The sequence below is a fragment of the Mannheimia sp. ZY171111 genome, assembly GCF_017750945.1.
Lineage (GTDB): Bacteria > Pseudomonadota > Gammaproteobacteria > Enterobacterales > Pasteurellaceae > Mannheimia > Mannheimia pernigra.
This window is the reverse complement of the sequence record NZ_CP046532.1, coordinates 506,821-528,621: the sequence shown is the minus strand read 5'-3', so window position 1 is coordinate 528,621 and position 21,801 is coordinate 506,821. Positions and strand designations below refer to the sequence as shown.

General features: G+C 39.5%; 18 protein-coding genes. 10 read left to right on the top strand and 8 right to left on the bottom strand.

All coding sequences use genetic code 11. The features are described 5' to 3' along the window. Window positions 1-40 precede the first annotated feature (40 nt). The gene (locus GM698_RS02440) at window positions 41-880 is read left to right on the top strand and encodes a DUF72 domain-containing protein (protein WP_209289774.1); all 840 of its coding nucleotides are present in this window, start codon (window positions 41-43) and stop codon (window positions 878-880) included. An 83-nt stretch (window positions 881-963) separates the two neighbouring features. On the opposite strand, the gene aspS is transcribed toward GM698_RS02440, so the two are convergent. Both aspS and GM698_RS02430 read right to left on the bottom strand, forming a co-directional pair. Then, window positions 964-2,739 (bottom strand): aspartate--tRNA ligase, encoded by a 1,776-nt coding sequence (gene aspS / locus GM698_RS02435; RefSeq protein WP_209289605.1) that lies wholly within the window; start codon window positions 2,737-2,739, stop codon window positions 964-966. Between the two features lie 152 nt (window positions 2,740-2,891). Further along, entirely contained in the window at window positions 2,892-3,803 is a 912-nt protein-coding gene (locus tag GM698_RS02430; protein ID WP_176807982.1) for a lysine exporter LysO family protein, read from the bottom strand. 296 nt (window positions 3,804-4,099) lie between these two features. Here GM698_RS02430 and htpX point away from each other — a divergent pair, with 296 nt between their 5' ends. Then, on the top strand, window positions 4,100-4,969 hold the full coding sequence (gene htpX, locus GM698_RS02425) for a protease HtpX (RefSeq protein WP_176809676.1): 870 nt from the start codon (window positions 4,100-4,102) through the stop codon (window positions 4,967-4,969). A 52-nt stretch (window positions 4,970-5,021) separates the two neighbouring features. Here the strand turns inward: htpX and GM698_RS02420 are convergent, their stop codons facing one another. Continuing rightward, on the bottom strand, window positions 5,022-5,516 hold the full coding sequence (locus GM698_RS02420) for a YqaA family protein (protein WP_176809677.1): 495 nt from the start codon (window positions 5,514-5,516) through the stop codon (window positions 5,022-5,024). A 198-nt stretch (window positions 5,517-5,714) separates the two neighbouring features. On the opposite strand from GM698_RS02420, the gene focA reads away from it, so the two are divergent. The 4 genes from focA (at window position 5,715) to GM698_RS02400 (ending at window position 10,898) form a co-directional block, all read left to right on the top strand. Continuing rightward, complete coding sequence (gene focA / locus GM698_RS02415; protein ID WP_176807984.1) at window positions 5,715-6,539, top strand: formate transporter FocA; 825 nt, start codon at window positions 5,715-5,717, stop codon at window positions 6,537-6,539. Window positions 6,540-6,624: 85 nt separating this feature from the next. Then, window positions 6,625-8,949 (top strand): formate C-acetyltransferase, encoded by a 2,325-nt coding sequence (gene pflB, locus GM698_RS02410; RefSeq protein ID WP_209289604.1) that lies wholly within the window; start codon window positions 6,625-6,627, stop codon window positions 8,947-8,949. Between the two features lie 152 nt (window positions 8,950-9,101). Then, the gene (locus GM698_RS02405) at window positions 9,102-10,127 is read left to right on the top strand and encodes a virulence RhuM family protein (protein WP_209289603.1); all 1,026 of its coding nucleotides are present in this window, start codon (window positions 9,102-9,104) and stop codon (window positions 10,125-10,127) included. 111 nt (window positions 10,128-10,238) lie between these two features. Next, window positions 10,239-10,898, top strand: coding sequence for an IS1595 family transposase (locus tag GM698_RS02400; protein WP_176809680.1), 660 nt, complete (start codon window positions 10,239-10,241; stop codon window positions 10,896-10,898). Window positions 10,899-10,968: 70 nt separating this feature from the next. On the opposite strand, the gene GM698_RS02395 is transcribed toward GM698_RS02400, so the two are convergent. From GM698_RS02395 to GM698_RS02385, 3 genes are all read right to left on the bottom strand, one after another. Continuing rightward, window positions 10,969-11,343: a hypothetical protein gene (locus tag GM698_RS02395; protein WP_176807988.1), complete on the bottom strand. Its 375-nt coding sequence runs from the start codon at window positions 11,341-11,343 to the stop codon at window positions 10,969-10,971. 85 nt (window positions 11,344-11,428) lie between these two features. Continuing rightward, on the bottom strand, window positions 11,429-11,686 hold the full coding sequence (locus GM698_RS02390; protein ID WP_176807989.1) for a hypothetical protein: 258 nt from the start codon (window positions 11,684-11,686) through the stop codon (window positions 11,429-11,431). A 269-nt stretch (window positions 11,687-11,955) separates the two neighbouring features. Next, the gene (locus tag GM698_RS02385; RefSeq protein WP_209289602.1) at window positions 11,956-12,441 is read right to left on the bottom strand and encodes a DUF805 domain-containing protein; all 486 of its coding nucleotides are present in this window, start codon (window positions 12,439-12,441) and stop codon (window positions 11,956-11,958) included. Between the two features lie 147 nt (window positions 12,442-12,588). Here GM698_RS02385 and GM698_RS02380 point away from each other — a divergent pair, with 147 nt between their 5' ends. The 3 genes from GM698_RS02380 to prlC all read left to right on the top strand — a co-directional run bounded on the left by GM698_RS02380 (window position 12,589) and on the right by prlC (window position 15,879). Next, a complete protein-coding gene (locus GM698_RS02380; RefSeq protein ID WP_176807991.1) occupies window positions 12,589-12,921 on the top strand; it encodes a helix-turn-helix domain-containing protein in 333 nt (110 codons plus the stop codon). Window positions 12,922-13,026: 105 nt separating this feature from the next. Beyond that, a complete protein-coding gene (gene pflA, locus GM698_RS02375) occupies window positions 13,027-13,767 on the top strand; it encodes a pyruvate formate lyase 1-activating protein (protein ID WP_209289601.1) in 741 nt (246 codons plus the stop codon). Window positions 13,768-13,836: 69 nt separating this feature from the next. Then, window positions 13,837-15,879: an oligopeptidase A gene (prlC, locus tag GM698_RS02370; protein ID WP_209289600.1), complete on the top strand. Its 2,043-nt coding sequence runs from the start codon at window positions 13,837-13,839 to the stop codon at window positions 15,877-15,879. A 131-nt stretch (window positions 15,880-16,010) separates the two neighbouring features. Here the strand turns inward: prlC and GM698_RS02365 are convergent, their stop codons facing one another. Continuing rightward, complete coding sequence (locus GM698_RS02365; protein ID WP_209289599.1) at window positions 16,011-17,603, bottom strand: ABC transporter substrate-binding protein; 1,593 nt, start codon at window positions 17,601-17,603, stop codon at window positions 16,011-16,013. A gap of 421 nt (window positions 17,604-18,024) precedes the next feature. On the opposite strand from GM698_RS02365, the gene GM698_RS02360 reads away from it, so the two are divergent. Continuing rightward, window positions 18,025-19,182, top strand: a complete 1,158-nt coding sequence (locus tag GM698_RS02360) for a chorismate mutase (protein WP_176809686.1) — start codon at window positions 18,025-18,027, stop codon at window positions 19,180-19,182. Window positions 19,183-19,228: 46 nt separating this feature from the next. On the opposite strand, the gene GM698_RS02355 is transcribed toward GM698_RS02360, so the two are convergent. Next, window positions 19,229-21,772 carry a class I adenylate cyclase gene (locus tag GM698_RS02355; protein ID WP_209289598.1) on the bottom strand — a complete coding sequence of 848 codons (2,544 nt, stop codon included), beginning with the start codon at window positions 21,770-21,772 and terminating at the stop codon, window positions 19,229-19,231. Window positions 21,773-21,801 lie beyond the last annotated feature (29 nt).

The window sequence follows — 21,801 nt, the reverse complement described above, 5'->3', positions numbered from 1 at the left end:
AGCTCTAAAATTTGCCAAAACAATTTTGGCAAGAATAATGATGACTTTACCTCATATTTACATCGGCACAGGCGGCTATGCCGACACCGATCTGCTTGGCACGCTTTATCCTTTCGGCACGAAAAAAGAGGATTTTCTGGCGGTTTACAGCCAGCATTACGATACGCTTGAAATCAATAGCACCTTCCACGCTCCTATCGGGCAGAAAGCCTTTGAGGGAATGGTGCAAAAAGCGGAAGGGCGGCTGAATTTTTCAGCGAAATTACACCAAGATTTCAGCCACCAACGCACGGCAACTTTAGAGCAGGCTCAAGCCTTTTTGAATGCGTTGCAACCGCTTATGGAGCAAAATGTGCTGGCGAATTTGTTTATTCAATTCCCCGCCCAATTTGAACGCACGCCACCCAATCGCCGTTATTTGGTCGAATTGATAAAATGGTTTGAAAATCAACCGCTTGCAATTGAGTTCCGACACCCAAGTTGGCATATTTCGCCTGTGTTTGACACTTTCGCAAACAGCTCAAATCTGATTTGGTGCAATGTGGATTATCCGCAGAATATTGGCTTGCCTGCGTTTCATTTTTTCGCCAACCAACGCATTGCTTATTTACGGCTACACGGACGCAACCCTGATTGGTGGAAAGGGCAAAGTGCGGCAGAACGCCACGATTATCGTTATTCGGACGAAGAGTTGAACGGTTTGGCGGATTTGCTGTTTCATCGAAAAGCCGAGTTCGACAGGCTCTATCTCTACTTTGAAAACACCACTAAAAGCCACGCATTTTATAATATCCAAACGCTAAAAGGCTTTTTGGCGGAGAAAGGATTTCAGATAAAACCTGTGCCGGAACATTTGCTAGGACAACAGAGTTTGTTTTAACCCAAAAAGAAAAAAGAGCAGCAAAGCTGCTCAATGATGCGTAACCCAGCACGGCTCGTGCTGGGTAATAAACAATTTGCAAATTATTGTGCTTTTTCGACCGCTTTTACCTTAATTGCCAACTCTTCCAACGCTTTCGGATTTGCATAGCTTGGCGCTTCGGTCATTAAGCACGCTGCTGCGGTGGTTTTCGGGAAAGCGATCACATCACGAATGTTGTCGGTGCTGGTAATTAGCATTGTTAAACGGTCTAAACCGAACGCTAAACCTGCGTGTGGCGGGGTGCCGAATTTTAACGCATCTAATAAGAAGCCGAATTTCTCTTGTTGCTCTTCTTCGTTAATGCCTAAAATGTTGAACACGGTTTGTTGCATTTGTTGGCTGAAAATACGCACTGAGCCACCGCCCACTTCGTAGCCGTTGATCACCATATCGTACGCATTTGCCACTGCATTTTCAGGATCTTTTACCAGTTCTTCTGGGCTTAAATCTTTCGGCGAGGTGAATGGGTGGTGCATTGCAGATAAATTGCCTTCGTCATCACGCTCAAACATTGGGAAATCAACTACCCACAACGGTTTCCACGCTTTGGTGTCGGTTAAGCCTAAGTCGTTGCCCACTTTCAAACGTAATGCCCCGATGGCGTTGGTTGCCACGTTCCAGCTGTCTGCACCGAAGAACACGATGTCATCTTTTTGCAGATTTAAACGTTCAAATAAGGCTTTTAACACCTCTTCGTTTAAGAATTTCGCAACCGGGCTTTGAATGCCTTCTAAGCCAGCGTTTACGTCATTCACTTTCAACCACGCCAAGCCTTTTGCCCCGTAAATGCCAACAAATTGGGTGTAATCATCAATGTTTTTACGCGTAAGCGATGCCCCATTTGGTACACGAAGAGCGACAACACGCCCTTTCGGATCGTTCGCTGGGCCGCTAAATACTTTGAAATCGACCGATTTTAAAATATCCGCCACATCGACCATTTCTAATGGGTTACGCAAATCTGGTTTGTCTGAACCGAAACGCTGCATCGCTTCCGCCCACGTCATCATTGGGAATTTGCCTAAATCCACGTTCAAGCGGTCTAACCACAAGCCACGAATCATCTCTTCCATTAATTCACGCACTTCTTCGGCTGTGAGGAATGAGGTTTCCACATCGATTTGGGTAAATTCCGGCTGGCGGTCTGCACGCAAATCTTCGTCACGGAAACATTTTACGATTTGGTAGTAGCGGTCAAAGCCTGACATCATCAGCAACTGTTTGAAAAGCTGTGGCGATTGTGGCAAGGCATAGAATTTGCCTTTATGCACACGGCTTGGCACAAGGTAATCTCTCGCACCTTCAGGGGTGGCTTTGGTGAGCATTGGGGTTTCTATATCTAAGAAACTGTGGTCGTCCATAAAGCGGCGAACGAAACTCGTGATTTTGGCACGGGTTTTGAGTTTTTCTGCCATTTCAGGGCGACGTAAATCCAAATAGCGGTATTTCAAACGCTGTTCTTCGGTATTGGTTTGGTTGAAGTCAAGCGGTAACACTTCAGCGTTGTTATACACTACTAAATTTTTCACCAAGACTTCAATTTCACCCGTCGCCATTTCTTTGTTAATTTGCGATTCATCACGAGCGATCACTTCACCTTGAATTTGTACGCAAGCCTCTGACCGTAACGCTGAGGCTTGTTTGAAAAGTGCCTCGTCTTTCTCATCGAAAAATACCTGCACAATGCCTTCACGATCACGAATTTGCATAAAAATAAAACGACCAAGGTTACGAACACGGTGAACCCAACCGCTTAATGTTACGGCTTGCCCAACGTGAGTGCGGTTTAGGTTGCCGCAGTAGTGAGAACGCATCATATAAATTATCCTTTTGAAAATGGTTGCCCGAATATCGGAGAAAACCTGAGAATTATAGCGGAAATTAGTGTGAAAAGGAGAAATAAAAACATACAAGCGGTGATTTTTCATAGAAATTTTGCAATTTTTTAGTGAAAAACAACCGCTTGTTGCTATCCTTCCAGCCCGATAAAAATCGCCAGTAGGAGCGGTGCAGCAAGATTCACAATAAACCCAAAGCTAATCGCCAATGGCACAATTTGAATGCCGCCTGATTTTTGAATAATTGGGAGCATACAATCCAGCGAGGTTGCACCGCCAATGCCAACTGCCGTGGAGGGGAATTGTCGCATAAAAAGTGGCACTAAAAACAGGCATAAAATCTCACGCGAAATATCGTTAAAAAAGGCGATACTGCCGTAAATCGGGCCCCAAGCATCATTGACTAATACGCTTGAAAGGGAATACCAGCCAAATGCAGAAGCAAAGGTTAAGCCTTTCGCGAGTGAAATATTGAGTAAAAATGAGGCAATAACCCCACCAATGATAGAGCTTAGGATCATCACCATTGAAGTGTAAATGCCGCGTTTGTTGAAAAATACTTCACGCAGTGGAATGCCACTGTTACGGAGCTGAATCCCTACCCCGAAAATCATCACTTCTAAAACGTAAGTACTTGCATATAAAGGAAAATTGACTAAGCCTTTTGTGAAATAGCCAATAATGCCGCCTAATAAGGTGACGCCAATTAATTTAAAGGAGTCGAATAATAAATGCAGGCGAGATGGAAGTTGATCCTGATTGACTTGCACTCTTTGCATTGGTTGAAGTTTGTCATAAATCACTAAACCGACGATGTTTGAAAATAGTAATATTGCGACTAAACTAAATGCTATTGTGCCAATTTGTGGGAGTTCGGTTAATATGTTATCTATTTGACCGAGCGAGATGCCCATTACCAATAAAATAAGGTAAAGACAGATATTTACCACTTTATTGACGAAAGTTAAATAGCTAGGATTTTTAAGTGTAACCAGGTAACCAAGGAAAAGTGGAATCAGCACAATCGCTAAACCGTAGAGCATTTTTTTATCCTTATTTTTAAATTGAAAGCTCGGAATTGTAACAATAAGACCATAAAATAAAACTGTTTTTATATACAACACTTAGGCTGCAAGCGGTTATTTTTGCAGAAATTTTTACCAATACTTTTTGATAAATCGGTATTTAGAATTGAACTAAATATTAGTGTTAAATTTCATTAACTAACGTTAAAGATGAGGAAAATTATGAACAATTGCTTGAAATTGCTGACAAAATCATTATCTTAGTTAGGCAATATTGCATCATATATTTAATTATTTCGGAGATTTAACACATTATGGCAAAACGTGTCATTCTATTTTTATTAACTAACTTAGCAATTACCTTAGTTTTAGGGATTGTGTTAAATATTATTTTTAATGCTACAGGCATTCAAGGGCAAAGCATTGCTGGGATTTTAGTGCTTTCTCTAGTCTTTGGTTTTAGTGGGTCTTTAATTTCGTTATTTCTGTCTAAATCAATGGCATTGCGTTCAGTTGGGGCTGAGGTGATTACACAGCCTCGTAATGAAGCAGAGCAATGGTTATTCAATACTGTTCAACGTCAAGCACAACAAGTGAATATTCCGATGCCAGATATTGCGATTTACCATTCCTTAGATGTAAACGCATTCGCAACAGGTGCGACAAAAAAGAGCTCATTAGTTGCAGTCAGTACTGGCTTGCTTAATTCAATGACCCAAGACGAAGCAGAAGCAGTGGTGGCACACGAGGTGGCACATATTGCGAACGGCGATATGGTAACAATGACGCTGTTACAAGGCGTGTTAAATACATTCGTGATTTTTTTAGCGCGTATTATTTCCACTGCTGCGGCAAGCTCTCGTGATGAAAATGGCAACTCAAGTACCAACACTCTAGTGTTTTGGGTGGTAGATATTGCATTACAGATGGTGTTTGGTGTACTTGCAACAATGATTGCGATGTGGTTCTCTCGCTATCGTGAATTCCGAGCAGATGCAGGTTCTGCACAATTAGTGGGTAAAGAGAAAATGATTGCTGCTTTACAACGCTTGCAACGTATTCACGAGCCACAAGAATTACAGGGTTCTCTCGCAGCGTTTATGATTAATGGCGTGCGTGGTAAAGAATTATTTATGAGCCACCCACCATTAGAAAAACGTATTGAAGCGTTAAGAGGCTTATAAATACAAGCGGTTGTTTTTAGTAAAATTTTTGCAAAAAACAACCGCTTTTGCTTTATAAAACATACGTCAAAATATGGCGAAGCGTTGCCAGTAGAAACAGATAACGCAGTAGTTTACCCATCGTAATCAAAATGATGCTTTGCCAGAGGTTAAACCGTAGCCAACCTGCAATGCCACAGAAAATATCGCCTACAATCGGAAGCCAACTAAAAAGCAGAACTAAAACACCATATTTCTTGCATTTTTCTAATGCCCATTGTGTATAAAAATTGTCTGCTTTTTTCGGATAGGGAAGTTGCAATCCCATTACATAAGTAATTAGGCTGCCTAAGCTATTTCCTACTGTTGCAACACTCAATAGAGCAAATAGTGAAGATGAATAAATAGTTTGATTTGCTAAAATGTGCTGGCTTGCAATAGTCGTAAAAATAATTTCAGAGTTTCCTGGTAAGAGTGTTGAGCTAAGTAATCCGCTGAAAAACATTGTGATTAACTGATTTTGCTCAGAAAAAAAGAAACTAAAAAATGAAGTTAAGTATCCTGTCATAAATTTATTGTTAATTTGTTAAGAAATTGTTTGTTTAAAATTGATTAAATGTTGTACTTTTAAAGGATTTTGTTCTATATCAAAAAAAGAGGTGGAAATACCTCTGATTGCGTAAGATTTTATTTAAAGAACAACTGAAGACGTCTATAATTCTTGCAAAATATATCCGTTTTTAATTCTCGTATTTAAGGTTGTCTGATGTTTTCTCCTGCTGAAATGGCAAAAATCGCAGAAGATGGTGCGGTTTATAAAGCAACAAAAAATCAATTATATTCCTTTCTTTCTGCGATTACCGCAGGCGGTTTTATTGCAATAGCTTTTGTATTTTATACCACAACCCAAGTAGGTGCGAGTGAAATGCCGTGGGGTATGGCTAAACTGATTGGTGGTTTGGTGTTTTCACTTGGTGTGATTATGTGCGTAGTATTTGGAGCAGAATTATTTACCTCCTCAACACTTACCATTGTGGCGAGAGCAAGTAAAAGAATCAATTGGCTGCAAATGTTCAAAAATTGGGTAGTTGTTTATTTTGGTAACTTTATTGGTGCTATTTCTATTGTCTTGCTTATTTGGTTTAGCGGCCAGATTATGGTGGCGAAAGGGCAATGGGGATTGGTAATTTTAAATACCGCACAGCATAAAATTCATCATTTATGGTTTGAAACATTTTGTTTGGGTGTTTTCTGTAACATTATGGTGTGTATTGCGGTATGGATGTCTTATGCAGGTAAAAGCCTAACCGATAAAGCCTTTATTATGATGTTGCCAATTGCAATGTTCGTGGCCTCAGGCTTTGAGCATTGTGTGGCGAATATGTTTATGATTCCAATGGGAATGGCGATTTCTCACTTTGCAAGCCCAGAGTTTTGGGCGGCAATTAATGTTGATCCAGTACAATTTGCTGATTTGGATTGGCACCACTTTGTATTTAAAAATCTCATTCCTGCCACGTTAGGTAATATTGTTGGTGGTGTATGCTTTATCGGTTTAATGCAATGGTTTTTGTACATTAGAAAACACTAGGATTTTAGAATCAAGCGGTTGATTTTGGAGAAAAATTTGCAAATCAGCCGTTACCCATTTTTACTTACTAATAAGAGGACTTAAAATGACTCAATTAACAGACGCTCAACAAAAAGCCTGGGAAGGTTTTACGGGTGGCGATTGGCAAACTGAAGTAAACGTTCGTGATTTTATCCAAAAAAACTATACGCCTTATGAAGGCGATGAATCTTTTCTTGCAGAAGTAACGCCCGCAACTGAGAAATTGTGGGCAGATGTAATGGAAATGATCAAAGTTGAAAACAAAACACACGAACCGTATGACATTGACTGCGATACACCCTCTACCATTACTTCTCACGCAGCAGGTTATATCGACAAAGATTTAGAGAAAATCGTGGGTCTTCAAACAGATGCTCCTTTAAAGCGTGCGATTATGCCATTTGGTGGTATCAATATGGTGAAAGGCTCGTGCAAAGTTTATCGTCGTGAATTAAAGCCAGAAGTAGAGAAAATTTTTACTGAGTATCGTAAAACCCATAACCAAGGCGTATTTGATGTTTACACTCCAGATATTTTACGCTGCCGTAAATCAGGTGTAATTACTGGTTTACCTGATGCTTATGGTCGTGGTCGTATCATTGGTGACTATCGTCGTATGGCACTTTACGGTGCAGATTTCTTAATGAAAGATAAACAGCGTCAGTTTGCATCATTACAAGCTCGCCTAGAAGCGGGCGAAGATATTCAAGCAACCATTCAACTTCGTGAAGAAATTGCTGAACAACATCGTGCATTAGGCAAAATGAAAGAAATGGCGGCAAGCTATGGTTTTGATATTTCAGGCCCTGCAACGAATGCAAAAGAAGCGGTGCAATGGACATATTTTGCGTACCTTGCAGCGGTGAAGTCGCAAAACGGTGCGGCAATGTCGTTCGGTCGTGTATCTTCGTTCTTAGATATTTTCATTGAGCGTGATTTAAAAGCAGGCAAAATCACCGAACAAGAAGCTCAAGAATTAATTGATCACTTAGTGATGAAATTGCGTATGGTGCGTTTCTTACGTACTCCTGAATATGATCAACTATTCTCAGGCGATCCTATGTGGGCAACGGAAACGTTAGCTGGTATGGGCTTAGATGGCCGTACATTAGTCACGAAAAATAGCTTCCGTATATTACACACCCTTTACACAATGGGGCCTTCACCAGAGCCAAATTTAACCATTCTTTGGTCTGAGCAATTACCTGAAGGGTTCAAACGCTATTGTGCGAAAGTGTCTATTGATACCTCATCGGTGCAATATGAAAATGATGATTTAATGCGTCCGGATTTTCAAAATGACGACTATGCAATTGCGTGCTGTGTAAGCCCAATGATTGTGGGTAAAATGATGCAATTTTTCGGTGCACGAGCAAACTTAGCGAAAACATTGCTATATGCAATCAATGGCGGTATTGATGAGAAATCGGGTGAACAAATTGGTCCGAAATCGGAAGCAATTACAAGTGAATATTTAGATTATGATGACGTGATGACTCGTCTAGACAGCTTTATGGACTGGTTAGCAACCCAATATGTGACGGCGTTAAATATCATTCACTTTATGCACGATAAATATGCATACGAAGCAGCATTAATGGCGCTTCACGATCGTGATGTATTCCGTACGATGGCGTGTGGTATTGCTGGATTATCGGTTGCGGCAGACTCACTTTCAGCGATTAAATATGCGAAAGTCAAACCAATTCGCAGTGATATTGAAATTAAAAACAAAGCGGGTGAAGTGGTTGGTGTGACGAAAAACGTGGCGACTGACTTTGAAATTGAAGGCGAATATCCACAATTTGGTAACAATGATAACCGTGTAGACGAAATTGCTGTCGATTTAGTTGAGCGTTTTATGAAGAAAATTCAAAAACTCAACACATACCGCAATGCAACGCCAACTCAATCTGTACTTACTATCACGTCTAATGTGGTTTATGGTAAGAAAACAGGTAATACCCCAGATGGTCGTCGTAGCGGTGCACCATTTGGACCAGGTGCGAATCCAATGCACGGACGTGACCAAAAAGGTGCGGTTGCTTCACTTACTTCTGTGGCTAAATTGCCATTTGCGTATGCGAAAGATGGTATCTCTTATACCTTCTCAATCGTACCAAATGCCTTGGGCAAAGATTATGAAGCCCAAAAACGTAACCTTGCAGGCTTAATGGACGGCTACTTCCACCACGAAGCAACAGTAGAAGGTGGTCAGCACTTAAATGTGAACGTATTAAATCGCGATACATTATTAGATGCGGTAGAACACCCAGAGAAATACCCACAATTAACCATTCGTGTATCAGGTTACGCGGTACGTTTCAACTCTTTAACTAAAGAGCAACAAATGGACGTAATTACCCGTACCTTTACTGAAAGTATGTAATAGCAATTTGCAAAACTTTTAGAAAAATCAACCGCTTGTGGCATTTATGCCACAAGCGGTTTTTTTGTGATCTCGCTCGAAAAAATAGTTATTCATTTACACAGCTTTAGAAATATTGTTTATAATTACAGTGTTCTATATGGGAGAAAGAGATGTCTAAGCAAGATTTAATTCGTTCCTCTGTGGCAGAATATCTGACCTTTATCACGGCAACAGGGGAAAGCCAAGTTGATGCTATTTACTCTGATGAAAATGTTTGGCTAAGCCAAAAAATGATGGGAGTACTTTATGAGGTAGAGTCTCATACTATTACTTACCATTTACAAAAAATATTTTTTGATAAGGAATTAGATGAAAATTCAGTTACTCGAAAATTTCGAGTAACTGCCCAAGACGGAAAAAACTACCAGACGAAGCACTATAATTTATCTGCCATTATCGCAGTAGGTTATAAAGTTAATTCCGAGCGAGCAGTACAGTTTCGTAAATGGGCGACTGAAATTGTACAGAGCTTTGCGATTAAAGGCTTTGCGATGGACGATGAACGGCTAAAAAATGACGGCACTATTTTAGGCAAAAAATACTTTGAAGAACAGCTCGCCCGCATTCGGGAAATTCGATTATCCGAACGCAAGTTCTACCAAAAAATCACCGACATTTATGCAACCGCAGTGGATTACGACCGCACCGCAACTGCCACCAAACGCTTTTTTGCTACAGTACAAAATAAATTGCACTGGGCAATTCACGGACATACTGCTGCTGAGCTGATTATGGCAAGAGCCAATGCCGAAAAACCGAATATGGGGCTAACGAATTGGAAAGACGCTCCGCAGGGTAAAATTTATCTCTTTGATGTAGTCGTTGCCAAAAATTACCTGTCTGACAATGAGCTGGCACAATTACAACGGCTGGTATCGGCTTATTTAGATATGGCAGAAGATATGGCAGAACGCCAAATTCCTATGACAATGGCAGATTGGGAAACCCGTCTCAATCGCTTTCTTGCCGCTACCGACCGAGAAATTTTACAAGATGCCGGCAAAGTTACTGCTGAAATCGCTAAATCGTTTGCCTTAAGCGAATTTGAAAAATACCGAGTGAAACAAGATTTGAGTTATGAAAGTGATTTTGACTTACTGGTAAAAGAGATGGCAGCTAAATACCACGCAGGTTAGGTTTGCAAATTTTACGGAAAACTGACCGCTTACAAGCGGTGAAAATAGGTTTAAAAAATGCAAAAAATTTAAGGGGTTGTAGTAGATTAGCATCACTGCTATACTACAAAAATGAAGATAACCCATTGTAAATTAAAGAAATCTTTGCATTTGCAGAAAAAGCTTCTTGAATTTTTTGTTGCTGAAGTGACCGCTAGAACCGCTGCTGATTTATTAGGTATTCAACCCAATACGGCAGCCCTGTTTTACCACAAAATTAGGCTGGTCATTGAACACCATTTAGCCCTTGAAGCTCATGAAATTTTTGAGGGAAAAATTGAGGTAGATGAAAGCTATTTTGGTGGTCATCGCAAAGGAAAACGAGGGCGAGGTGCGACTGGGAAAGTCGCTGTATTCGGTTTGTTGAAGCGTCAAGGAAAGGTGTTTACCGTAGTGGTAGAAAATACCAAATCAGAAACGCTAATGCCGGTTATTACAAGGAAAATCAAGCCTGACAGCTGGGTTTATATGGATACCTATCGTAGCTATGATGCCCTTGATGTGAGCGAATTTCATCACGAGCGAATCAACCATTCCGAACTGTTTGCGGAGAAACAAAACCATATCAATGGCATTGAAAATTTTTGGAATCAAGCGAAGCGAGTACTCCGAAAATATAACGGAATTAACCGAAAAAATTTCCCTTTATTCTTGAAGGAATGTGAATTTCGGTTTAACTTTGGTACACCAAAAGAACAGCCCAAAACGTTGCGAAAATGGTGTGAGATTTAGGGCTAATCTACTACAGCCCCTTAAAATAAAACAGCCCTGAATTGGGCTGTTTTTCAATACATTGAGTATGCTAAATACAATAAATTTGTTTTGAACCTCTCGATTTAGGTTGGTAGCACTGACCTCTAAAGTGAGCAGGAATACCTTTTAATCGTTTCACTTCTTTCGCCTCTTTCCCATTGATATAAGCATCAGTTTGATAGCCGTTTCCGCCCGTTGTCATTGCTAAATTGATATTGATAAAACTTACCACAGTACCATTATTAAAAGTATGGCTTTGTTCTTGCATTCCGTTTGAGCAGTTTTCGACTTTGCTTTTTGTGAGCTTTCCGTTTTTAAGATAATAACCTGTGGAATAGCGTTGTCCTTGACCGTAGTCTTCATCGCAGGCAAGGGTTGGTAAGGAAATGGTTAAAATGAGTAGAGTAAGTAGGTGTCTTTTCATTTTGTTGCCTCAATTTTTTGGGGTGTTTTATATACAAATGCCACTTAAAAAAGTGGCATTAGGTTTCTGTAATTAAATATAGAATTTAGTAGAAAATTCTAATTTGAATATCTGAATATAAATTAGGGATAGCCTGATTTAATTCATTTTTAACGTTTTCTTTTAACGTGTCTAAATTTTTCTCAGATATTTTTCGGGAAAAGATGAGAATATGTCTCTCTCCATTGGGGAGTTCCTTATATGTTTTGTCCAAGAATAAGTAACCTATTTCTTCAAGTTTACTAATGATTCCTGAATGTTGTTCCGGATAATTACTAATGATATGAATATTAATATTCATCACTATTCTCTCCAAGTATTTGTTTCAGGACTATATTCAATAGAGTTAGGGCAGTAAGAGCCACTTACTCTAATGGATATAGTCTCTCCTCCACCAAAAGGAGATGTACTATATCTACAGGTACGAAATGAAGCATCAAGATTTCCACTTGAAATACCATCTATACTATACATTGTAATCCAGTCAGCAAAAGCACTTACGACGTTCCTAAACCTGCAACTAAAACAGCTACTTTTTTTAAACTACTCATAATGTTCTCCTATTAAGGTTAATTAAGAATTTGTTTTCTTCCAAAACGGAATTTGTGGTTTGCCAAAATCATTTTCTTTTATATCACCTTTTTTAAATGCAAGAATAATAAGGCAACTAATAGAAATCACTGTCATTGCCAAATTAACAAAATGTTTCATTTCATAAGTAATAGATAAGTTAAACAGTGAAAGAATATCTGCCCATAAAATAGCTTGGAATAACTTATTGCCTGTCGCTTTTTCATTGAAATCGTGTATACGTCTAATAATAAGGGAATATTTGAGCACAATAAGTAATGCAAAAATTGCAGATAAATATACAAGATACTCGGTATATCTCGTTGTGGGATTATTATAGAGAACTCGCCCTATATTCATGAGTTCTAAAATCATACTAGCAAATAGATAACTTACAGCCAAGACTAGCAAGAATAAAGCATAGTGAAGTCTCCCTATTCGTCCTTTAAATCCAAAGAAAAAACCGAAAAAATTTTTTAAGCTATTCATTTTTTATCTCCTATAAAGAAATTTTAGTTAGTAGGTGAATAATTTTTGCTAATTGTATTCCTCTACTGGTATTCCTCTACTGGTATTCAGTCAATGCACAAAATCACAAAAAATTATGCCATAAACGCATAATTTTATGAGATAACTATGGCACAGCTGATTTCAACAGACATCGACCGTCTTGTCGGTCAACGCATTCAACAAAAACGCAGAGAAATGGGATATTCGGCGGAGAGGTTGTCGGAGTATGTAGATATTTCCCAACCACAGCTTTCACGCTATGAACGAGGAGCGAATAAGATCAACGTGGCACATTTGGTGGCGATTGCCACTTTTTTGAAAACACCGATTAGCTACTTTTTTTCCGATTGTATGGAAGGGTTTGATTGGAATAGAGATGAAGCCGACCGATATTGGCAGGAATTAACCCAAACGCAAAAATCGCTATTCGTTGATTTTCTGAAAGAGATCAAAAAATAGTTGGGATTTCTCGCCGAGTAAAGTTTAATGGCTTGATTTATTTCTGCGAACAATCTAAAAATTTGCTACAATTTGTCAAAATTTTTTGAGGTTCGAAGTAAGCAAATGTCTGTTGTTGGATGTATCCATTCTTATGAATCCTGTGGCACGGTAGATGGTCCGGGGATTCGTTTTATTCTTTTTTTACAAGGTTGTTTAATGCGTTGTAAGTACTGCCATAATCGTGATACTTGGGATCTCGATGGTGGTAAAAAGATCAGCGTGGAAGAATTGATGAAAGAAGTCACCACTTATAAGCATTTTATGAAAGCAACAGGCGGTGGTGTGACGGCTTCAGGTGGTGAGGCGGTGCTGCAAATGGAATTTGTACGAGATTGGTTTCGGGCCTGTAAAGCAGAGGGCATCAACACCTGTTTAGACACCAATGGCTTTGTGCGTAACTACAGCCCTGTAGTGGATGAAATGCTAGAGGTGACCGATCTTGTTTTGCTTGATTTAAAACAACTGAACGATGAAGTCCACCAAGATTTGATCGGCGTATCTAATAAGCGAACGTTAGATTTTGCTCGTTATTTACACAAAATGAATAAGCCAACTTGGGTTCGTTATGTGGTAGTTCCAGGCTACACGGACGATGACGATTCTGCCCACCGTTTAGGGCAGTTTATTCAAGGAATGGACAACATCGAAAAAGTCGAGCTTCTGCCATACCACCGTCTTGGGGCTCACAAATGGGAAACTTTGGGCTATAAATATGAGCTTGATGGCATACTTCCACCGCCAAAAGAAGATTTAGAACGTATCCAAAAAATTATTGAAAGTTATGGGCATACGGTGAAATTCTAACTGGGCTTTACGCCCTTAAAAATTTAATCATAAAGGTGTATTTATACGCCTAAAATGTAAGGAAAAATAATGTCTAACCCTCTTTTAAATTACACGGGCTTGCCAGCCTTTTCGCAAATTAAACCTGAACATATCAAGCCTGCAGTTGAAACGGTAATTAAAAAATGTCGTGAAACGGTTGAGATGGTTGCCAAAATTGAGCATCCAACTTGGGAAAATTTCTATTTGCCACAAGTAATCGCAGGTGATCAATTCTCTCGTGCCTGGTCGCCAGTGAGTCATTTGAATGCGGTAAAAAATTCCCCTGAATTGCGTGAAGAATACCAAGCCTGCTTGCCGTTATTATCGGAATACAGTACTTGGGCAGGGCAACATCAGGGGCTTTATCAAGGCTACTTAAAATTAAAAAACAGCCCTGAATTTGCTAACTATTCACCTGCACAGAAAAAAGCGATTGAAAACAGCCTACAAGATTTTGAATTATCTGGCATCTCTTTACCCGCTGATAAACAAAAACGTTATGGAGAAATTTCCGCCCGCTTATCTGAACTTAGCTCACAATTTAGCAATAACGTGCTAGATGCCACAATGGGCTGGGACATCGTAATTACTGACGAGGCACAATTAAAAGGCTTGCCAGAATCTGCACTTGAAGCCGCAAAATTATCCGCAGAAAGCAAAGGCAAAAAGGGCTACCGTTTCACCCTTGAAATCCCAAGCTATTTGCCTGTGCTAACGTATTGTGAAAACAAGGCATTGCGTGAGGAAATGTATAGAGCATTTGTAACGCGTGCTTCTGATCAAGGCCCGAATGCAGGCAAATGGGATAATAGCCTCATTATTGAGGAGATCTTAAAACTTCGCCACGAAAGATCGCAACTGCTCGGTTTTAACACCTATTCTGATTATTCATTAGCGACAAAAATGGCAGAAAATCCGCAGCAAGTGCTAGGTTTTTTAAATGATTTAGCCGAACGCTCAAAAGCTCAAGGTAAAAATGAATTATGTGAGTTGAAGAAGTTTGCCAAAGAACATTTTGGTGTGGAACATCTTGATTTATGGGATATTACATTCTACAGCGAAAAACAGAAACAAGCGTTATATTCAGTCAATGATGAAGAACTTCGCCCTTATTTTCCAGAAAATCGTGTGCTTTCAGGCTTATTTGAGGTGATGAAACGCATTTTTGCAATGCGTGTGGAAGAGCAAAAAGGTGTGGACGTTTGGTACAAAGACGTGCGTTTTTTCAATATTTTTGACAAAAACGACCGCTTACGTGGATCGTTCTACCTTGACTTATATGCTCGAGAAAACAAACGTGGCGGAGCTTGGATGGACGACTGCATCAACCAAAAACGCCTAGCAGATGGCACCTTGCAAAAACCAGTAGCATATTTAACCTGTAACTTCAACAAGCCGATTGGTGACAAACCCGCGTTATTCACTCACGATGAAGTCACCACCCTATTCCACGAATTTGGGCACGGCATCCACCATATGCTCACGGAAATTGATGTGGGTGATGTTGCGGGTATTAACGGCGTGCCGTGGGATGCTGTTGAGTTGCCAAGCCAATTCTTAGAGAACTGGTGCTGGGAAGAGGAGGCTCTCGCCTTTATTTCAGGGCATTATGAAACGGGCGAACCGTTGCCGAAAGCGAAGTTAGATCAGCTCTTAGCGGCGAAAAATTTCCAAGCGGCAATGTTTGTGCTTCGTCAGTTGGAGTTTGGCTTGTTTGACTTCCGCCTGCACACCGAATATGACCCGAACAAACAAGGGCAAGTGTTGGCGTTGCTTAAAGAAGTAAAAGATCAAGTTGCGGTGGCAAAAGGTGTGGAATGGGCAAGAACGCCACATAGCTTCTCGCATATTTTCGCTGGCGGCTATGCGGCAGGCTACTACAGCTACTTATGGGCAGAAGTGCTTTCAGCCGATGCTTACTCACGCTTTGAAGAAGAGGGCATATTCAACGCCGAAACTGGGCAATCTTTCTTAGATAACATCTTAACCCGTGGCGGTTCAGAAGAGCCGATGGTGCTATTTGAACGCTTCCGTGGCAGAAAACCAACCCTTGATGCGTTACTACGCCATAAAGGAATTTCGGGGAATTAAAGGCAGGTAGTTTAACGTGCTAAGACAAGCGGTCAAATTTGCAAAATTTTTTGCAGATTTGACCGCTTTGTGATCTGCCCCTCAAATTAGGTATCCAGGTTTTGGGGAAGAATCAAGGTTGCGTTATTGGCTTACTTAGCTAAAGAAACTCGATAAAACGAAGTATAACCGAATGGATTTGGTACAAAACCTTGCACTCGTCGGCTGAGTGGAACATAGTTAATTGAATGGGCAAGCGGAATAAATGGAGTTTGCTCATTCACAATATGCACCGCCTCTTGATAAAGTTTTGCTCGCTCTTCACGATTTTGAGTTTGCACAGCTTTGGCAAGTAAAGCCTCAAAATTTTCATCCGTCCAACGTCCATAGTTTGTCCCAGGAATATTGGCTTTACTCAGTAATGGGAACAAGAAATTATCAGGATCACCGTTACGACTTGTCCAACCATAAGTACCAGCAGAAAATTCACCTTCACGGGTGCGTTTATTAAAATCAGCCCATTCATGGGTCACCAGTTTCGCTTTTACACCGATTTTTGCCCAATCTGCCTGAATAATTTCCGCAGTGCGACGTGGGTTTGGGTTGGAAGGACGAACCACTGGTTGTACCCAAATTTCCGTTTCAAAACCATCTGCAAAACCAGCTTCAACCAGCAATGCTTTTGCTTTTTCTAAGTTAAACTCATACTGCGGTAGGTTATCGTTATAGCCTAAAACTGCATTTGGGAAAGGATTAGTCGCAACCGAACCACTGCCTTGGTAAACAGCCTCTACAATGCTTTTCTTATCTGTAGCATAGTGTAAAGCTTGGCGTACTTTGGCATTATTTAACGCTGGTTTCGTGCTGTTTAGTCCGATATAAGCTAAATTCAGTCCATCTCGTTGTAATAGATTTACCTTCGGATCTTGTTTCATTTGTGCAATATCGGAAATATTCGGGAAATCAATCACATCACATTCGCCCGCCCTTAATTTGGCATAGCGAGTTCCTGCATCTGGTGTAATGCTAAAAATGAGCCGTTCAAATTTTGCCTTTCCTTGAAAGTAATCAGGGTTAGCAATGTAACGAACTGCGTGGTCGGTCTGATAGATTTGAAAAATAAATGGCCCAGTGCCGATAGGCTCTTGATCTAATACTTCTGGCTTACCCTCTGCCAACAATTTATCTGCATATTCTTTAGAATAAATGGATAAAAAATCCATTGCTACCGTTGTTAAAAATGGGGTATTTGGTTGTTGTAAAGTAATTTTTACCGTGTAATCATCCGCTTTTTCGATAGATTTAACGATTTTCGGTAAATTCATCCACTGGTAGTAGAAATAAGTTCCACCCGAAACTTTATGGTAGGAATGTTTTGAATCCATTTGGCGTTGGAATGAAAAAATCACATCATCTGCATTTAGCCCACGACTTGGAGTAAAGTTTTTATTGCTATGGAATTTCACATCTTTTCTTAAATGAAAAGTATAGGTCAAACCATCTTCTGAAACTTCCCATTTTTCCGCCAAACTCGGCTCAATGTTCAACTCCCCTGATTTAAAATCTAATAATCGATTATAAACTTGCTGGGAGCTAGCATTGAAATCGTTTGCATCATTGGTAATCGCAGGGCTTAATTTTCCTGGGGGTGTGGCAACACAGTTAATCAGCGTATTAGCTGGAGCCGCATAGGCGACAGCGGTAGAAAATAAAGTAAGGCTTAAAGCTAAGTTGGAAAGACGCATAAAAACTCCTTCAGTTAATATTTAGCTATAACTTACCTAGCATTTCATCGTTTGCAAAATAACCAAAGATTATGTTTTATATAAATTAGTGATGAGCTTTCACTTTCGGGTGGTTTGTTGGTTTTTCAAAGCCTTTTTCTTTTAAGCAGGCTTCAAATTTAGCACGGTCTTTTTTGCTTTTTACTGCAAAGTGCTAGTAATTTTTTCATAAAAACTCCATTTGGTTAGCCATTACTCGGCGAGTGTCGAGTTCGAGGCTATTCTAACAAAAAATCGGTGAAAGAAATGCTTTTCTATACTATAGCAAGCGGTAGAAAAATCCGAATTTTTTGCAAATTTTATTGCAAAATCAACCGCTTGTCTTTCCTTTATTTTTGAACAGGTTATAATTTCAGGCAAGCTATTATTGAGAGAATGTACAATGTCTTTAGATTTATCCGATATTCGAACACAAATCACCAACCTTGATCGCAATTTATTAAAACTACTTGCTGAGCGTCATCGCTTAGCGTTTGATGTGGTGCGAAGCAAAGAGATTACCCAAAAACCATTGCGAGATTTAGAGCGTGAAAAAGTATTACTTCAAGAGTTGGTTAATTTTGCTGAGGCGGAAAATTATCAGCTTGACCCGCAATATGTGACTCAAATTTTCCAACGTATTATTGAAGATTCGGTGCTCACTCAGCAAAATTATTTACAAAATAAACTGAATGAACAGAAAGAGCAGCAGGTTTCTATCGCATTCTTGGGAATGCGTGGTTCTTATTCCAATATGGCCTCTCGCCAATTTGCGAAAAAATATCAAGGTTCGATAGTGGAATTAAGCTGCGGATCTTTTGATGAAGTTTTTTCAAAAGTTAGCCTTGGTGAAGCGGATTTTGGTGTGTTACCGCTTGAAAATACCACTTCAGGTTCGATCAATGAAGTGTATGATTTATTGCAACACACGGATCTCACATTAGTGGGTGAGTTGGCGTATCCAATTAAACATTGTGTGTTAGCCAACGGCAATGTGGATTTAGCGGAGGTGGACACCGTTTACACCCACCCACAGCCAGCTCAACAATGCAGCCAGTTCTTGGCAACACTAGATAAGGTGCACATCAAATATTGTGAGAGCAGCTCACACGCAATGCAAATGGTGGCTCGTTTAAATAAACCGAACATTGTTGCGTTAGGCAATGAGGATGGCGGTAAATTATACGGTTTAACTAATATTAAAACCGATATTGCTAATCAGCCGAATAATATTACCCGTTTTATTGTGTTGTCGAAAAACGCAGTTCAAGTTTCGCCGCAAGTGCAAACTAAAACTTTACTGCTAATGACCACGACTCAACAAGCGGGTGCGTTGGTTGATGCGTTGATCGTGTTTAAAAATCATCATATCCGAATGTTAAAATTGGAATCTCGCCCTATTTATGGTAAGCCTTGGGAAGAAATGTTTTATGTAGAACTTGAGGCGAATATTCACTCAGAAAATACACAGAATGCTTTAGCACAATTAGAGCAAGTAACAAGTTATCTTAAAGTATTAGGCTGTTACCCAAGTGAAATTATTGAACCGGTAAAGCTTTAATATAGAAATTAAGGGTTGCTTTCAGTGAGGGCAGCCCTTTATGTTTTTAGCAACTTTGTGTTTGTTTGCTTTCTTGTGTTGCTAGGTAGTCTAAATGTTGACGGCTTTGAAATGGCACAATAGACAATTCGCCATTAGGAGAAATCAGCTGATAAAATTGTGGGTGGTTAAAACTACCAAATGCAACTTCAGTTTCTGTTTTTAGTCGCTTATTATGTTGTAATTTATTGATTTTTCTGATTTTTTCTTCTTTATTGCCAGAGCAGTTATAGTAACTTTCCACACTATTTTTCTCATCAACAACATACACATTAAAACTGTTGTCTTGGTTATCTTCAAAGAAAAATTGCAAGAAGCCCTCGCTGGCAAATTCGCTGATTTTTTGAGGAAATGCTTTTTTTTCTTTTGTTATATTCAAGGCTGGATTTGCAATATTTTCACGATTTTCGACCGCTTGTTCTTCAATCTGCTTAATACCAACAGTCTGTTTACGGAATATAACCTGCCACGTTTTTCCTGCAATTTTTAAGTGGCGTAGCTCATCAGCGTGCAATAAACAGCCTGTTTGGATCGTAATACATTTATGGACTAAGTCGGCGACAAACTCACGCAAATCACTGCGTAAATATTTGCTATAACAAAAAATATTGACAGAATTGGGTGATGCTGCACCTTGATAAATACGGTTAGAAACCAATTTAAGGGCTTTTAAAATCGCATCTTCGCCGTCAAAATGTTGGGTGCGAATTTCATTCCAAACATTGCGATAAATAATACTTACACTACCAACTAATGTTTTTTGGGCATTGCCGAAGTTGAATAGATCGCTTGGATAAACTTTTTTAGGCAATTCGGTAATGGTTTCTGTTGGATCTTGCACTAAATTAATCGCAATAGCTAAATTGCGGATTTTATTTGGGTGGTGCATATCCTCCTGTGTCATTTCTGATGCGTGAATTGGAAAAGTTAAGCGTAAATCGGTAATAAATTGGCGTAGTTTCTGCGTATTTAAGTTATCGCTTACGGTATGTAAATGGGTGTTGACATTAATAATGCCGTTAAAGTATCCCCAAGCAATCAGTTTGATTGGGCTTTTATTGTACTGAACATAGCGAAGATTTGAATCATATTGACTTTTAGGAGCTTGGTTGACTAAATACCAACCTGCTTGCATTAAGCTACCCGCTTTTACTTCAATAAAGGTTACGGCACTTTCAGCTAAATTAGAAGATATTTTGGGGTTAATCAGTGACACTTTACCTGGTAGAACTTCAAATACAGAATACAGTCTTCGCATTAAAATATCGGTGTCATTGGTCATAATACTTGGATTAAGGTGGTATTTTCGGGCAAAGTGAATTAAGTTTCGATAACTTTGCAGTAGGTGATCAATCAGCATATTTTCGTGATTCATCACTTGTTTAATTTTCCAATGCTGGCGGTTTTGCAACAAAGTTGTTTGAGCTTCGCTCCAACACCATTCTTCTACCAATAATTGCAAGGCTTCTGTACGCCAGTTTTTTCTGATTTCCCCTTCAATTGCTTTGGCATAAAAACAGATACGCAAGCGGTCTAATTTTATCCATTCTTTGCGAATAATGAGATGTTCGGTAACCAGTTCAAGCATTGCTTGATAAGGGTCAAAGTGATATTCGATCGCCTCATCGCTAAGTATTCTTTTCTTAAACTCTTTCGAAATGAGCTTTGTTTTCGGGTAAGTGTGGGCGTAGCATTCTAATAGAAAAATCTTAATTGCGGATTTGTAAGGATTATTAATACCTTTATAAAGTTGCCACAGGCTAGCACCAAAAAATTCGCTGGTTGAAAGGCTAGAGAAGTCGCCAAAATCTATCCATTCATTTAAATCAATTTCAGGGTTGTTATGAGCATTTTGATATTCGTTTTTATGCAGATGTAGCCATAATAAGCGTTTACCCGCAAGTAATATTGCGGAACGATAAAATTCGTCAAGCAGGAAAAAATGTTGGGCAGAGCCACTGTGTTCATCCGTTACACCGCTACTATAGGTTTGGGTTTTAAACTGCTCTGGATTCATTAAAAAAATATTAATATCAACGTCAAAGGTTTTTGCCCATTCTTGTAGCTTGGTGATTTTAAGCTCCATTAATTTATATTGTTCAATGGTGAGTGTGTTTGAATAGCATAACCATAGATCTAAATCTGATAGGCTAGTTTGGGTAATCGAGCCAGTGCTGCCCATACAGTAGAGGGCATCAAAATGAGTTTGGTTTTTTATATGATGATCGGAAATTGCTTCTTGGAAGCTATAAGACATCAACGAATGCTTTTGGTAGTCAGATAGCTTAAAATTCCAAATTCCTCGCGGTGCATTTTCTACATAAGCAGGCAGGCTTGGATAATTAAGATGAATGAGTAAAGGAAGTAATGAAAATACGTGTACAAAGCTTTGGTTATTTGCATTAATAGCTCGCTCAATCCGATAGGTATTGAGTTTATCTATTCTTTTTTTAGTGAATTCTAATTTTTGGTAAAAACTTCCCTCGTTTACCTTAGTAGCTTTTTCTTCCACTATTGTTGCTGTATTAGCTTTAAGGGTTAGTGATTTCACGTCAATTTCCTTTAAAAATGTGAGCTATT

Excerpts from the sequence above, each read along its gene's own strand:
- GM698_RS02380 (WP_176807991.1), top strand. The coding sequence starts at position 12,589 with ATGGCACAGCTGATTTCAACAGACATCGACCGTCTTGTCGGTCAACGC.
- GM698_RS02365 (WP_209289599.1), bottom strand. The coding sequence starts at position 17,603 with ATGCGTCTTTCCAACTTAGCTTTAAGCCTTACTTTATTTTCTACCGCT.
- GM698_RS02360 (WP_176809686.1), top strand. The coding sequence starts at position 18,025 with ATGTCTTTAGATTTATCCGATATTCGAACACAAATCACCAACCTTGAT.
- prlC (WP_209289600.1), top strand. The coding sequence starts at position 13,837 with ATGTCTAACCCTCTTTTAAATTACACGGGCTTGCCAGCCTTTTCGCAA.
- GM698_RS02430 (WP_176807982.1), bottom strand. The coding sequence starts at position 3,803 with ATGCTCTACGGTTTAGCGATTGTGCTGATTCCACTTTTCCTTGGTTAC.
- GM698_RS02385 (WP_209289602.1), bottom strand. The coding sequence starts at position 12,441 with ATGAATAGCTTAAAAAATTTTTTCGGTTTTTTCTTTGGATTTAAAGGA.
- pflB (WP_209289604.1), top strand. The coding sequence starts at position 6,625 with ATGACTCAATTAACAGACGCTCAACAAAAAGCCTGGGAAGGTTTTACG.
- GM698_RS02420 (WP_176809677.1), bottom strand. The coding sequence starts at position 5,516 with ATGACAGGATACTTAACTTCATTTTTTAGTTTCTTTTTTTCTGAGCAA.
- GM698_RS02405 (WP_209289603.1), top strand. The coding sequence starts at position 9,102 with ATGTCTAAGCAAGATTTAATTCGTTCCTCTGTGGCAGAATATCTGACC.
- pflA (WP_209289601.1), top strand. The coding sequence starts at position 13,027 with ATGTCTGTTGTTGGATGTATCCATTCTTATGAATCCTGTGGCACGGTA.
- GM698_RS02395 (WP_176807988.1), bottom strand. The coding sequence starts at position 11,343 with ATGAAAAGACACCTACTTACTCTACTCATTTTAACCATTTCCTTACCA.
- GM698_RS02400 (WP_176809680.1), top strand. The coding sequence starts at position 10,239 with ATGAAGATAACCCATTGTAAATTAAAGAAATCTTTGCATTTGCAGAAA.
- focA (WP_176807984.1), top strand. The coding sequence starts at position 5,715 with ATGTTTTCTCCTGCTGAAATGGCAAAAATCGCAGAAGATGGTGCGGTT.
- aspS (WP_209289605.1), bottom strand. The coding sequence starts at position 2,739 with ATGATGCGTTCTCACTACTGCGGCAACCTAAACCGCACTCACGTTGGG.
- GM698_RS02440 (WP_209289774.1), top strand. The coding sequence starts at position 41 with ATGACTTTACCTCATATTTACATCGGCACAGGCGGCTATGCCGACACC.
- htpX (WP_176809676.1), top strand. The coding sequence starts at position 4,100 with ATGGCAAAACGTGTCATTCTATTTTTATTAACTAACTTAGCAATTACC.